This is a genomic window from Marinifilum fragile JCM 15579 (assembly GCF_001310955.1).
Lineage (GTDB): Bacteria > Bacteroidota > Bacteroidia > Bacteroidales > Marinifilaceae > Marinifilum > Marinifilum fragile.
In genome coordinates, this window is record NZ_BAZX01000010.1 from 124,023 (window position 1) to 137,933 (window position 13,911).

13 protein-coding genes are annotated in these 13,911 nt (G+C 32.5%); 7 read left to right on the forward strand and 6 right to left on the reverse strand.

The features are described 5' to 3' along the window. Window positions 1-5: 5 nt before the first annotated feature. Complete coding sequence (locus JCM15579_RS09760; protein WP_054719302.1) at window positions 6-2,357, reverse strand: TolC family protein; 2,352 nt, start codon at window positions 2,355-2,357, stop codon at window positions 6-8. A 460-nt stretch (window positions 2,358-2,817) separates the two neighbouring features. Between JCM15579_RS09760 and JCM15579_RS09765 the strand changes: the two genes are divergently transcribed. Further along, window positions 2,818-3,657 (forward strand): prephenate dehydratase, encoded by an 840-nt coding sequence (locus JCM15579_RS09765; protein WP_054719304.1) that lies wholly within the window; start codon window positions 2,818-2,820, stop codon window positions 3,655-3,657. A gap of 2 nt (window positions 3,658-3,659) precedes the next feature. On the opposite strand, the gene JCM15579_RS09770 is transcribed toward JCM15579_RS09765, so the two are convergent. Together JCM15579_RS09770 and JCM15579_RS09775 are read right to left on the reverse strand one after the other, a co-directional pair. Further along, window positions 3,660-3,923, reverse strand: coding sequence for a 4a-hydroxytetrahydrobiopterin dehydratase (locus JCM15579_RS09770; protein ID WP_172677412.1), 264 nt, complete (start codon window positions 3,921-3,923; stop codon window positions 3,660-3,662). Between the two features lie 114 nt (window positions 3,924-4,037). Then, window positions 4,038-5,003, reverse strand: a complete 966-nt coding sequence (locus JCM15579_RS09775) for a hypothetical protein (protein ID WP_054719310.1) — start codon at window positions 5,001-5,003, stop codon at window positions 4,038-4,040. Between the two features lie 289 nt (window positions 5,004-5,292). Between JCM15579_RS09775 and JCM15579_RS09780 the strand changes: the two genes are divergently transcribed. Next, entirely contained in the window at window positions 5,293-7,311 is a 2,019-nt protein-coding gene (locus JCM15579_RS09780; protein ID WP_054719313.1) for a monovalent cation:proton antiporter family protein, read from the forward strand. Here the strand turns inward: JCM15579_RS09780 and JCM15579_RS09785 are convergent. Both JCM15579_RS09785 and JCM15579_RS09790 read right to left on the reverse strand, forming a co-directional pair. Then, window positions 7,300-7,875 (reverse strand): tetratricopeptide repeat protein, encoded by a 576-nt coding sequence (locus JCM15579_RS09785; RefSeq protein ID WP_054719316.1) that lies wholly within the window; start codon window positions 7,873-7,875, stop codon window positions 7,300-7,302. The two genes, JCM15579_RS09780 and JCM15579_RS09785, sit on opposite strands and share 12 nt — an antisense overlap. A gap of 122 nt (window positions 7,876-7,997) precedes the next feature. Next, a complete protein-coding gene (locus JCM15579_RS09790) occupies window positions 7,998-8,363 on the reverse strand; it encodes a hypothetical protein (RefSeq protein WP_054719319.1) in 366 nt (121 codons plus the stop codon). Between the two features lie 277 nt (window positions 8,364-8,640). Between JCM15579_RS09790 and JCM15579_RS09795 the strand changes: the two genes are divergently transcribed. The 4 genes from JCM15579_RS09795 to JCM15579_RS09810 all read left to right on the forward strand — a co-directional run bounded on the left by JCM15579_RS09795 (window position 8,641) and on the right by JCM15579_RS09810 (window position 12,370). After that, window positions 8,641-9,813, forward strand: a complete 1,173-nt coding sequence (locus JCM15579_RS09795; protein ID WP_157471423.1) for a sensor histidine kinase — start codon at window positions 8,641-8,643, stop codon at window positions 9,811-9,813. A gap of 6 nt (window positions 9,814-9,819) precedes the next feature. Continuing rightward, a complete protein-coding gene (locus tag JCM15579_RS09800) occupies window positions 9,820-10,518 on the forward strand; it encodes a response regulator transcription factor (RefSeq protein WP_054719325.1) in 699 nt (232 codons plus the stop codon). Window positions 10,519-10,590: 72 nt separating this feature from the next. Next, a complete protein-coding gene (locus tag JCM15579_RS09805; protein ID WP_054719328.1) occupies window positions 10,591-11,268 on the forward strand; it encodes a YggS family pyridoxal phosphate-dependent enzyme in 678 nt (225 codons plus the stop codon). Window positions 11,269-11,365: 97 nt separating this feature from the next. Continuing rightward, complete coding sequence (locus JCM15579_RS09810; protein WP_054719331.1) at window positions 11,366-12,370, forward strand: dihydroorotate dehydrogenase-like protein; 1,005 nt, start codon at window positions 11,366-11,368, stop codon at window positions 12,368-12,370. A gap of 38 nt (window positions 12,371-12,408) precedes the next feature. Here the strand turns inward: JCM15579_RS09810 and JCM15579_RS09815 are convergent, their stop codons facing one another. After that, complete coding sequence (locus JCM15579_RS09815) at window positions 12,409-12,930, reverse strand: hypothetical protein (RefSeq protein WP_157471424.1); 522 nt, start codon at window positions 12,928-12,930, stop codon at window positions 12,409-12,411. 206 nt (window positions 12,931-13,136) lie between these two features. Between JCM15579_RS09815 and JCM15579_RS09820 the strand changes: the two genes are divergently transcribed. Further along, window positions 13,137-13,911: hypothetical protein (locus tag JCM15579_RS09820; RefSeq protein WP_054719336.1), on the forward strand; the 775-nt coding region annotated here is incomplete at its 3' end.

Genomic DNA, 13,911 nt, shown 5'->3' on the forward strand with positions numbered 1-13,911 from the left:
CTGGTTTAATTATTGGTTAAAAGATAGTTTTGAAGATTTTGAATGAAAATTTGATTTTCTTCATCTGGATTTAGGAAAAAATAATACGAGAGTACTCTTTCCATTTGTAATAGGGTTAAATAAAAGTTGTAACCTGCACTTGCTTGTTGTTGTTGCGCTTGAAAGTATGCTTGTTGAGCATCAATTAAACTCGTAATTCCAATAGCTCCATTTGAGTAAGAAATTTGCATAAGTTCTAAACTTTCTTTGGCCGTTTTGGTGGTAAGTCTTGATAATTCGATATTGGTGTATAGATTCAATAAGGCATACACAATATCGTTTACATTTTTCTTGATGAGTGTTTCAGTATTTTCCTTTTGAATATTTAATTGCTTCTGCTGAATTAATGACTTTTGTCTATTTAAACTTCTTTGATTTTGATTAAAAATAGGAAGACTTAATTGTATGCCAATATTATAATATCCATTTGGAGCCCCTACAATGCCTATTGGATAAGTACTTCCTTTTCCATCTTTTGAAAAAGTATGATTGTATCCTCCTTGCAAGGCAATAGTCGGAAGGAATTTACTCCTTTGATATAGTTTTGCACCTCTCTCTGATGCATCAATATTAAATTGTAAAGATTTTAGTTCGTGAGCATTTTCAATAGCAACTGTCTCCAGATATTTTAAAAGTTTATCTCTTAAAATAGGATCATCAATAAGCTTGATTAGGCCCTTGTAATCAAATTGATCATCTGTTTTCTCATCTACCAAAGAGTGTTTGATGTCAATCTTGTAATCAATAGGATTGTTTAGAAGTTGATTGATGGCATGCATTGCTTGAATAAAATTAGTGTAAGCATTAACGATATTTTGAGTTGCAAGGGCCAATTCACTTCTCCAACGCAAAACATCACCCTTTCCTGTTTGTCCAGCTGAATAATTTTGCTGTGCAATTTCAAAATTCTTTCTGGTAACCCTTAGGTTTTCATCATTAATAAGGTAATTGGCTTTTGCAATTAAAGCATTGTAAAAAGTAACACCAGCATCCAGTATTGCATCTTTTTCTGTGGCATTGTAATTCTCTTGACTGGCAGATGCTAACTTTTTCTGAATTTTTATATTTCCACTAGCTTGTTCCGAAAATAATAGCTGCTCTACACTTACATTACCACTTGTGGAATACTCAGGATTAGATCCGTTGGAAGCTTCAGCTAAATCAGGATCAATATGCTTACCTGTTACCGATGAGGTAAGATTCGGTAAATATTGACTGTTTGCCAATTTTACCTCCTGATTGGCCAAATCGATATCGAACTTACTTGCCTTCAGACTTAAACTATTTTCCAGAAGTTCATACACAAAATTATCAAGGTAATAGCTCTTTTTATAAGGTAGGTTATTGGCGTTTCCGACAATGTTTGTTTTTATTAAGAAACTGTATTTCAAAGGAAAATTAATTAGGAATGAGGTTTCAATATTTAGAAGAAGCTTGGTTTCAACATCCAGATAAATAGGCAGATCCGATAAATCACTTCCTAATACGGCAGCTTCTATGTTTAGAGCAATGCGTCTAAGAAACTGATTTAATTCATTTACAGGTTGAGTGTTAAAAAGTACCCCCAAGGATGAGAATTCTTCAGCCAGAGAAGTGTAAGAAGGCAAGTTTCGATTGTTGATCATGTCAATCATTTTTTGCTTTTCCTCCATTGAGAAATATAAGCCTCCCGAAATATAAACAGCATCAACATCTTCAAGTTGGGCGTCTAATTCATTAGCAGATGATATCGAGATGATTTTATATTCTGAATTGATCTCACCCAAAATTTTGTCCAAGGTTTCTTTTACAGGATAGATTTTGGTTAAATACTCATCTAAAATAATCCCAACTTTATTGTAAGGATACATCTCTTTAAATTCGGATAAATCTTCTTTGTATGATTTGGGAGTTAAAATATAGGTTAAATTTTTAACCTGCGAAGTGTATTGTCCTTCAGGAAACTCAATAAAGTCATCATTAATAACACCAAACAAAATAACAGGTTTGGGAAATGTTTTGTTTTGGGCAATCACAAAATTGTTAAGGGAACCAAAGGATAATATCAAATCAACACCTTCTGAATTTACTACGGTTTGATAGTTTTTCTTTGCCTTTTCCTGGCTTAGTTGGTTCATTAAATGATATTCCTTCTTAAATACAACTGTAGCTTCTTGAGATACAACAGATTTAATTTCAGCTTTCAACAGATTTAAGATTGAATCAGTTTCGTAAATATATTCATCACCCAAAATTGCAACCGAGTATTCTTTGGTATTTTGAGCATTTATGCATGTTGCATTCAATAAAATAAAGGATAGCAGGATGAGTTGTTTCATGTGGTTTTCTCTTAAAATAATAAAAATCAAACTAAAAGATATTAAAAAACTTCGAAAAAGCTTGGTTGTTTCTTTTATTGCTGCATTAAATTATGTTGTTGAAATTGAATTGATTTTATACTGAACCATCATTTTTTAAATTATTTTTTTAACTTTGAGCTGTACAAATGATTTACAAACTATGAATAGAATTCACATAAACCGATTTTTTTTCTTTTTTAGCATGTAGTGCTGAGGGGTTTTGTGTGATATAAAATATTAACTGAGCCTTTTTCGAAAGGCTTTTTTTTTACGATACAATGAGAACCATATTTTTCTTTAGCTTCTTTTTTAGCTTTTTCTTTTTTGGAGACGAGAAGGACAGGATTCTTATGGTTTAAATTTCAAATGCATTAAAAGAGAGTCCTGATTATTCAGGACTTTTTTTTTGAGTATAATCTAACAATTAATCAAAATAAAAATGGACAAACGAAGAGTTGTTATTCAAGGAGTAGAGGGATGTTTTCATCATTTGGCAGCAAATGCTTATTATGGTGAAGACGTAGATATTATTCCTGCTGAGAATTTTGCCAAATTAATTGATCTGGTGAATGATGAAAAAGTTTGCGATGCCGGAATAATGGCAATTGAGAATTCAATAGCTGGAAGTATTTTGCAAAATTATGGACTGCTGCAAGATTCTGGCCTTGTTGTGGAAGGAGAGATTTTTTTAAGAGTCAAGCAGAACTTAATGGCATTGCCAGGTCAGAAAATTGAGGATTTAAAAGAGGTACATTCGCATCCAATGGCAATTAATCAGTGTCGAGCTTATTTTCGAAAATATCCACATATTAGGATGGTTGAAATGGAGGATACGGCTCTTAGTGCAAGAAATATTAGAGAGAATGAATTGATTGGAGTAGGAGCCATTGCAGGTGATCTGCCTGCAAAACTTTACAATTTAGAGATTTTGGCAGAAGAAATCGAAAGTATTAAGAATAACCAAACACGCTTTTTCCTGCTAAAACGACAAAAAGATGTTGGTGTGAATGGCGGATTTACCAAGGCTTCTCTTTACTTTAGTACGAGTCATGAACCTGGTAGTTTATCTTATATTTTAGACTGCTTTGCTCAAGAGGATATTAATCTTTCTAAAATTCAATCTCATCCAATTCCAGGAGAGAATTGGCAGTACTTTTTTCATGTAGATTTGGAATTTAAAGTACCCATTCAATTTAAAAATGCAATGAATAAGATTTCTCAAAAGGTAAGAGGAATGCAGATTTTAGGGACTTACAATAAAGGAATAGAAGTTTGGTAAAATCAAATTATTGATTCAAATATTTTATCAATCTGCTTAGCAAGCGCAATATCTTTTACTGTAATTCTTCGTTTAGAATGAGTAGTCAATGATACTCTGACATTTTTGTACTTATACAGTTTAATGTCAGGGTGATGATCTGCTTTTTCAGCATCTTCAGCAATTAGATTGATAAATTTAATGGCATGGGTAAAATCGGATAATACGTAGTTCTTAATCAATTTGCTATCTATTTCACTCCACCCCTGTTCCAATAAAATATTCATGATTTTCTGATTTTTGATATATAAAGTTAAGGAAAGAAAATTGTAATGTAAATAAAAAGGATTGCCATAAGCAATCCTTTTTACTCGCAAGTTCATATTAGATAGGTAAAAGGCTTATAGTGCAATTTCTCTATCCAGTTCTTCTCCCATAATTTTTGCACCACTATACAAAACAGATCTTTCTTCAGCTTCCATGTAAACATCAAAAGGTAGAGAAATGTTATAAGCTGTTTGTACAAGTATTGAAATATCATCTTTAGAACCTAATTGGTTTCTCCAATTGATGTCTGTTTCATCCAGTAAATAGGCATAAACAGGTCCAGTAAAAAAAGCAAAACAATCAACATACGATTTATTCTCCCACAAACATTCAAGTTTCGATTGCAAAAATGATTTAAATTCAGTTTTGGATCTGCAGATTTTTTGAGCGGTATATTCAGCCATACCTTCATGAATTTCAAATCTGTTTTCACATCCATCGCAATCAGAATATAAAGCTCTGCGATATTTTCTAAAACAAATTGCATCGACGATTGCTTGTTTTCGATCTTCACCTTCGCTGTGCAAGGCTAAATCTAAAGCTTTCCATTCAAGTTTTAACCACACCCTTGCTTCCATTTCTTCCATATGACTATTGTTGTATGGCAATGGTTTTAAGTCTATTTGTGGTTGCAGACAATGAAAGGCTTCATGTAAAATAATACATTGTTGTTCAATTTTGTTCTCAGGCAAAGGAAGAGGTATAATAGCCCAATTGCGTTTGTCTATTTTTTGCGGACCTTTTTTCACTTTAATGAAATCAGGAAGTTTCCCTATGTAAATGTTATTTCTTTCTTCCAGATTTAATTTTGAGCTATTCTTATTCGAGTATACTATTTTATTTTCTTCATCAATAAAGAGAATCGGAACATCCAAGCTATGTCCCCATAGCAATCCATTATCTTTCGAGCAAAGTTCTTGAGTTTCATCAAGAATTGCTTTGATAATTTCAGGAGAATAAATTTGATTACTTGCTTTTGTATTTACAATGCAAATCATCAAAAAAATGACTCCAATGGTAAAAATTCGTTTGATCTTCATTTTTGTTTGGTTAATAGGTTCATAAAAATAATATCAGTATTTGTGCCATTGTTGGTAAGTTGCAAAATATCAATGATTAACAGAAGGGTTAGTATTGGTGTGAAAGGGTGAGTGTTGTTACATTTCGTACAGTTGGTGTTCGTATCTGTGCAGACTTTACAATCATTTAACATTGTTGGACAGAGTTGGAACTAAAAAGAGAATTCTGTATCTTAAATATTAATATCTAAACATGTTGTTATGATATGTTTATATCAATCATTATCGACAATCCATAAAATTGAATTGAATGAATGAGTATTTTGAAATATTAATGGTCCTTATTGGTTTTTTGATTATTGCTGTAGGTGCGAATAGAATATCACTGTATTTTCCAAAAATCAAATTGCCTATAATTACAGGACTTTTATTCATTGGAATATTGTCAGGTCCTTACGTATTAAACTTGTTGCCAAAAACTTCAATTGAAAAACTTGGATTTATAAATGAAATATCATTGGCATTTATTGCTTTTGCAGCTGGAGCAGAATTGTTTCTGAAGGAGTTAAAGGGTAGGATGAAAAGCATAAAATGGATGACTTTTGGGCAACTCGTCTTTACCTTTGGGATTAGTGTCTCTTTTGTATTGTTGATGTCGGAGAGAATTCAGTTCTTATCAGAAATGTCATTTGAGTATAAGTTGGCCGTTGCATTGTTAATAGGGACAGTTTTCGTTACCAGATCGCCGGTTTCGGCTATAGCTGTAATTAATGAAATGAGAGCAAAAGGACCTTTTACACAAATGGCAATAGGCGTTACAGTAATAAAAGATGTACTGGTAATTGTTCTTTTCACCATTTGTTTTGCTGTTGCAGATGCTTTGATCTCAAAAATACCATTCGATTTTTGGTTAGTTATCATTTTATTTGGTGAGTTGTGTTTATCTGTACTCTTAGGATTTGTATTAGGAAATTTGTTAAATCTGATATTAGCCATTCGTATATACACGCAGATTAAGGCTTTTATTATAGTACTTACAGGATACAGTGTGTACCTCTTAGCTGGTTTGGTTCATCATCAAAGTATGGAATGGTTTGGTTTCGATTTGTATGTTGAGCCATTACTAATTTGTATTCTTGGAAGTTTTGTAGTGGTTAATTTTGGTAAAAACCGAAGAGAGTTTAATCGTATCATCGAATTGGTGGTTCCATCCATTTATGTATTGTTTTATACACTAACCGGAGCATCGGTAAAAATTGATATTTTACAAGAAGTTTGGTCTATTGCATTGATATTTTTTGTTGTACGATTATCTAGTATGGCGATTGGAGCATTTATTGGTGGCACGTTAGGTGGTGATCCTATACGTTACAATAGAATTTCCTGGATGCCATTTGTAACCCAGGCTGGTGTTGCCATCGGTTTAGTAGCAGTAGTGTCAGAAAAATATCCAACTTGGGGTCCCGAGTTTGCTACCATATTATTAGCTGTAATTGTATTAAATGAGATATTTGGACCTCCTTTATTCAAATGGTCCATTATTTTGGTAGGCGAAAGTCATAAACAAAGAGAGCTACAGCATGAAAATAAAGTACAAAAAGCACTTATTTTTGGATTAGAAGGTCAGTCTCTGGCATTGGCCCGACAGTTAGCTGATAATGATTGGAATGTAAAGGTGGTAACCAGAAATGAGGTTAAGGCAAAATTAGAATATCAAGGAGTAAATGTTGTGTGTGTTCCTGAGTATAATTTGAATGAATTGAAGAAAATTAAAGCTCATAAGGCAGATGCTTTGGTTCTATTAAATAAAGATGATGACAACTTAAAAGTTTGTGAATTGGCATATGAACACTTTGGAACCAGAGATATTGTGGTTAGGGTTCATGAAAGAAGTTTTATAAAGAAATTTCATGAATTAGGAGCATTAATTGTTGAACCGTCTACCGTAATGGTAAGCCTTATGGATCATTTGGTTCGCTCCCCAATCGCAACGTCACTGTTACTTGGAATGGAAGAAAATCAGGATACCGTTGACATCGAAATGCAAAATCCGGAATTGCATGGAATTGCAATTCGAGATCTGCAAATTCCTACCGATTTGATAATATTGGCAACCAAACGAAATCAGAATACTCTAATTTCTACAGGATTCACTAGGTTACGCTTAGGAGATGTTTTAACAGTAGTTGGCTCAATTGATAGTATTGATAAATTGAGACTTAAATTGGAGAATTCGGAAATGCCAGATTTTAAAAAAATAAGATTTCCTGGAAAAACGATTTCTTTTAAACGGAAACCAATTGATCCAGATACAGATTTACCAAGTTAAAAATACGGTTGTCCAAAAGGCTAGGGGAACTACAGTATTCCAGATTACTTCTTCTCGGTGTCGTGCTCTTTGTAGTCTTTCATTTTCAACTTGTAGTCGTAAGTATTCTAATTTTTGTTGGTTTTCGATGTAAGCTAATTCCTTTTCTTTTTGAATGTTTCTAAGGTAAATAATTGCCTCTCGGTTTTTAGACGGATTGGAATTGACAACATCCATTAAATCCTGTTCTGATTCATTTAAACGATTCAGGTGATAACAAGCCATTCCTCTTTGCAATTTAATTTCATTCATATACGGTTTTTTAGCTAGTACATGATTGAAATCCAATATCGCTTTCTCATAGTTTTTTAATTGCATGTAAGCATACCCACGGTCTTGAAAAATAGTAGGATAATAGGGCATAATGTTAATTGCCGTATCAAGATAGGGGATCGCTTTATCATACTTCCCTTCCAGAATTAACATTCTACCTTTGTCATGATATTGCATGTAGCGTTCCACATTTTGAGATTGTGCACAAATTGAGAATACAATGCTTAAGGCGAAAATTATTAATGTTTTCATGGGGATTTCATTATTTTATTGGTTTTAAAACTCTAACCTTGAACTTGCAACATAAATTGTACCAAAATGCATAAAAAAACCCTTCGAATTTTCGAAGGGTTTACCTGTTGCTTAATAATAATTTATGACTTTTTACAACACTCTTTTTTACAATTTGAATCGCATTTTTTGTTTGCGTTAGCTTCTTTTTTAGAGCATTCTTTCTTGTCTTTGCAGCATTGCTTTTTCTTAGAACATTCTTTTTTGTCCTTGCAGCATTCTTTTTTCTTAGTGCATTCTTTTTTAGAACAGTCTTTCTTCTTTGAACAACAAGCTTTTTTATCAGCTTTTGCTTCTTTTTTTACTTTCTTTTTATCTTGCTGCTGATTTTGATCTACATCTTGAGTAAGTACGGTATTGTTATCAGCAGAAATATTTACCGGTTGAACTGCGAAACTTACTGCGCTAATGGCGAAAACAAATAATAGGCTCAATAATAACTTTTTCATTGTTTTTAAATTTAAATGTTAATTAATCCGTTTTGATTTTATTGAATTGTAACATAAAGAACGTAAAAGATCTTTTTGTCTGCTGTTAATGAATTGTTAAAGGAATTTAATTTTTTAAAAATTAAACTACCTTTGAATTGATTAATAGACCCATTATTAAAGGAATACAGAAGGTATTAAATGATAAAAAAAAGTTCAAAAATTAATAAACAGGTTAGGTAATTATAGAATTCAGATATTTCTTGGCATATCTGTACTGGTTCTTATTACTCTTCTCTTGATACAAATAAGGTGGATAGGTAGAGCTCGCGATTTGAACGAAGAACAATTTAACCATAGGGTAGGAATGGCTTTGCATGAATCGGTGGACGAGTTTATGAAGGACCGAGAGAGATGTGAAGCTATGAGTGCTTGCATGAATAAAAAGAGATTTGATGCCAATGATAGTGCAAAATTGGAAAGTGAAGTGGAACGATTGGATTCAATAGTTAAGCAGCAGTTTCAAAATTATCAAATTCAATCACCATACACCATTGAAGTATTATCTTCGGCTGATGAGCAGCCAAGAAGTAAATGTTTTTATTATAGCTTGCGTAAGGCATTAAGTCATGATAAAGCCGTTCTGAATGTCTATTTTAATAAAAGAGAGCAGAGTTTAATGGATAGTATGGGCAGCATGTTTATATTATCCGTAATTCTGATATTAATACTTTTTGTGTTTTTTGGATTAACTGTTTTCTCTTTTCTTAAAGACAAGAAAATTTTAGGAAGGACCACCGATCTTATAAATAATATTGCTCACGAATTCAAAACCCCAATGGCAACCATTGCTTTGGCAGGAAAGATGCTTGGACGTGAAAAGGTGCATTCTCAACCAAATCAGGTGATTCATTATGCCAATATGATTACTTCTGAAAATGATAGACTTAAAAAGCAAGTTGATCAACTTTTAAAATTATCATGTATTGATAGAGGTGAGTTACAATTGAATTCAAATCAATTTAATGTGCATGAACTACTAAAAGAATGTATCGATTCTTTATCGGTTAGATTATCAGAGCGAAAGGGTGAGTTAATTGTAAATAAATCAGCAGCAAATGATTTAATTACAGGAGATCGGGAGTTAATTCAAAATGTGTTTTTAAATCTTTTGGATAATGCTATAAAATACTCTTCGGGTAAACCGGAATTAAAGTTGGAAACCAAAAATAATAATGGAAGTTTACTTGTTTTGGTTTCCGATAAAGGAATCGGAATGAGTAAAGAAGAACAAAAACATGTTTTTGATAGATATTACCGAGCCCCAACAGGTGACCGTCATGATGTTAAAGGATTTGGAATAGGCTTGTCATATTCCCGAATGATAATTGATGCTCATAAAGGCTCGATAAATGTTTGGAGCAAGAAAAATTATGGTAGTACCTTTACTGTAATAATACCACAATCTTAAAAATTTATGTCTACACTTACAACAAAAAATATATTACTGGTTGAAGATGATCCTAACTTGGGAGAGGTTTTAAATGCTTTTCTCGAGATGGAAGGTTTCGCAGTTAGCTTAGCTCGAGATGGGGAAGAAGGCTATGAGAAATTTACCCAATCAAAGTATAATATTTGTCTTTTGGATGTGATGCTGCCTAAAATGGATGGGTTTTCTTTGGGCAAAAAGATCAGAAAAAAGGATAAGGATATTCCTATTATTTTTCTCACGGCAAAATCCTTAAAGGAAGATAAGCTTAAAGGGTTTGATTTGGGAGGAGATGATTACATAACCAAACCATTTGATGAGGATGAATTGGTAAGAAGAATAAATGCAATATTAAAAAGAACAAATTCGGTTCAGAATATTTCAGAGTTAACTATCAAACTTGGTAAATTTGAATACAATCATGTAAATCTTACTCTAAGAATTGATGGGAATGAATCTCGAATTACGCAAAAAGAAGGAGAGGTTCTATACATGCTGCTTCAATCGAAAAACAATGTAGTTCGTCGAGAGGATATACTTGTAAAGGTTTGGGGTGAAAATGATTATTTTATGGGAAGAAGTCTGGATGTGTTTATTACAAAATTGAGAAAGCACCTAAAACCAGATCCACAAGTGAAAATCGAAAATGTTCATGGAGTGGGCTTTATCCTATCAGATGATAATTAATTTAATTTCTGGGTAAGACTTAAAACTGAAAAATTGTAATTTTGAGTTTTAAAATTCAAAACTAGTACTGGTATGAGCATACCTCAAAAAATAGAAGAAATTAAAAATTCAATTCCGGATAATGTAACCTTAGTTGCAGTTTCTAAAACCAAGCCCAACGAAGCGATTATGGAAGCTTATGATAGTGGTTATAGAGTTTTCGGTGAAAACAAACCTCAGGAGTTAACCAGAAAATTTGAAGAGTTGCCAAAAGATATAGTTTGGCACATGATTGGTCATTTGCAAACCAATAAAGTCAAATATATTGCTCCATTTGTTAGCTTAATTCATGCGGTGGACAGTTTGAAATTGCTAAAAGAGATTAATAAACAGGCCCTGAAAAATAATCGTGTGATAGATTGTTTGATGCAGTTTCATATTGCCGATGAGGATACAAAGTTTGGGTTAGATTTGAACGATGCAGAGCGTATTATAAATTCAGAGGAATATCAGAATATGCAAAATGTACGCATTGTAGGTGTTATGGGAATGGCTACTTACACTGATGATGAAAAACAGATTCGTTCGGAATTTGGTAATCTAAAATCTATTTATAGCGAACTTAAATCGAAATTTTTTCCAGATGAGGAGAGTTTCAAAGAAATTTCGATGGGAATGTCAGGAGATTATAAATTGGCAATTGAAGAAGGAAGCACAATGATTCGTGTGGGAAGTACCATTTTTGGAGCCAGAGATTATTCGAATAAATAACATTTGCGATAAAGTCCTTAGTTGATGAATCGTGATTATTTATTTAAATGATTATATTTGTTCGTCAACGATTGAAATTCAATAAAATCAAAATATTATGATAAAACTTGAAACCACTTATATGGGATTGTCTTTAAAGAATCCTGTTATTGTTAGTAGTTCTGGTTTAACCAATTCGGTAAGAAAGATTAAGATTATCGAAGAAAAGGGAGCTGGTGCTGTTGTATTAAAATCTTTATTTGAAGAGCAAATTACTAACGAAGCCCGTCATCTTATTAGCAAAGACCCTACGAATGTTGGATATCCTGAAGCTGAGGATTATATCCAAAATTATATCAAGGGTAACTCGGTTTCAAATTATTTGACATTAATTAAGGAAGCAAAAGAAGCGGTTTCTATTCCTATTATTGCGAGTATCAATTGTGTGTCATCATCAGATTGGACTCAATTTGCCAAAGAAATAGAAAAAGCTGGTGCTGATGCTATTGAGTTGAATGCATTTATCGTTCCAAACGATAGAAATATGAGTTCTACAAAGTATGAAGAGCTGTATTTCAAAATTTTCAATGCTGTTAAGAAAGAAGTGAATATTCCGATTTCAATGAAATTGGGCATTTATTTTACAAATTTGTTTTCAGTAGCGAATAGATTAAATGCTGATGGAGCTGACTCGATTGTTTTGTTCAATAGATTCTACGAGCCAGACATTGATATTGAAAATTTGAAAATCACTAGTGCTGAAGTTTTAAGTAATGCGAGTGATATTCGAAGATCTTTGCGTTGGGTTGGAATGTTATCCGATAAAATTAAAGGCCTTGATATTTCAGCTTCAACTGGAATTCATAGTGGTGAGGCTGCAATTAAGCAATTGTTGGCAGGTGCAAAAACAGTTCAAATTTGTTCTACAGTTTATGAACATGGATTTGATCAGATAACCAAAATTTTGGAAGAAATATCAGCTTGGATGGCTAAAAAAGAATTCAAATCAATTGATGAATTCAGAGGAAAGTTGAGTTATGGAAATATTCCTGATTCAGCACTTTACGAAAGAGCACAGTTCATGAAGTATTTCTCGAATAATGAAAAAGATGTAATGATCTAAAATAAAAAAGGCTGAATCAACTGATTCAGCCTTTCTTTTTAAAATTGGTCAAGAATGTGAATACATTCATGAATCATTCCTTTCATTTCTTCAGGAGCATTTGGAATTGCATCCTTTAACTTATCTTGCTCTTCAATTCTTTTCTCAGGTTCAATTTTTTCTGTAAAGTTTTCGATTACAGTAAAGGCTTCAAAAGCTGTTTCAAAATCAGATTTGATTAATAAATCGGTAAACACACTCACGTGCTTTGTAAAATCAATACTAGACTGCCAGCAAATTCCTGTTAATTCTTTCTGAATTGTTTTGTACTTGTCATTAAGAATTGCGTTAATAAAAATCAGATCAGCTTTTTTGTCCTTAATGTCAGCTAAAAATTTCAGGATGGTATTTTTTACTTCTTCATCATCGTTTCTTACCAATAAATCAAACAGAAGTACAATGTCTTCCAATTGTCCTTCTTCTCTTAATTGATTAATCGATTTTGTAACAGTTTTATAATCTGAAGACTGAAGTTCCGATACTAATTTATCGTGTATTGCTTTTTTCGCTTTATCCGTCATTTTGTTTTCGTTTGTATCCTGCAAAATTAATAAAATAAGCGATACTAGTAGTTTTTGATGAAAATTGCCTTTTTAATAATAATTAAACTTATATCCTGTGTCAATATGGGGTTTTGTGGTTATAAAGGCCATTCTTAACCAGTTTTAGTGAAGAAAAAAATCGTATTTTCATTTAGACTATAAATTTTAACTCGCCATTGTAATATATGAGAAAGATTTCTGTAGCTGGATTATTGATATTTTTATTTGCTTCTTGTAGTTGGAATTCTGCAGGGAAGAAGGAAAAGGAAATTAAATCAGAAACCTTAGAATATCAGTTAACGGCTGAAAATACAGATATAATGAAGAAGGTATTCTTTGTTTTACCAAGTCCAATCGAAACTTCTCTGCTAATTAAAAAATCAGGATTGGTTTTTCGAGAAGATTTATTAAACTCCAGTGAGAAATTAGCAGGTTACTCCACAAGTACATCCAAAGCCATTGCGTTGGGAGTTTATTGTGCAGATTTAAGTTATTCTGGCATAAATGACCAGTTTCAAACATCTTTGGAATATCTAAATATTACCAGGAATTTAGCTGAGTCTTTAGGGATAATAAGAGCAGTAGATCCAAATACAATCAAATTGTTAGAAGAAAATCTGACAAACAAGGAGTTAATTACTGAGGTAATTTCAGAGATTTATATGGAATCGCACGAACAATTAAAAGAACAGGACAGATATCTGCTTGCATCTCTAATGATAATTGGAGGATGGGTGGAGAGTTTATATTTGGCTACTCAAAGTGTGAAAACCAACGAGCCAAAACATCAAATTTTAATTGAGCGTATTTTGGATCAACATCTGTCCTTGGAAAGTGTAAAATCTGTATTAAATAAAAATCAAACAAACCCGGTAATACGGCCAATTTATAAAGATTTATTAGATTTGGAGCGCTTATTCAAAATGTCGATCATATCAAAAAATAAGGAGCATGATTCAT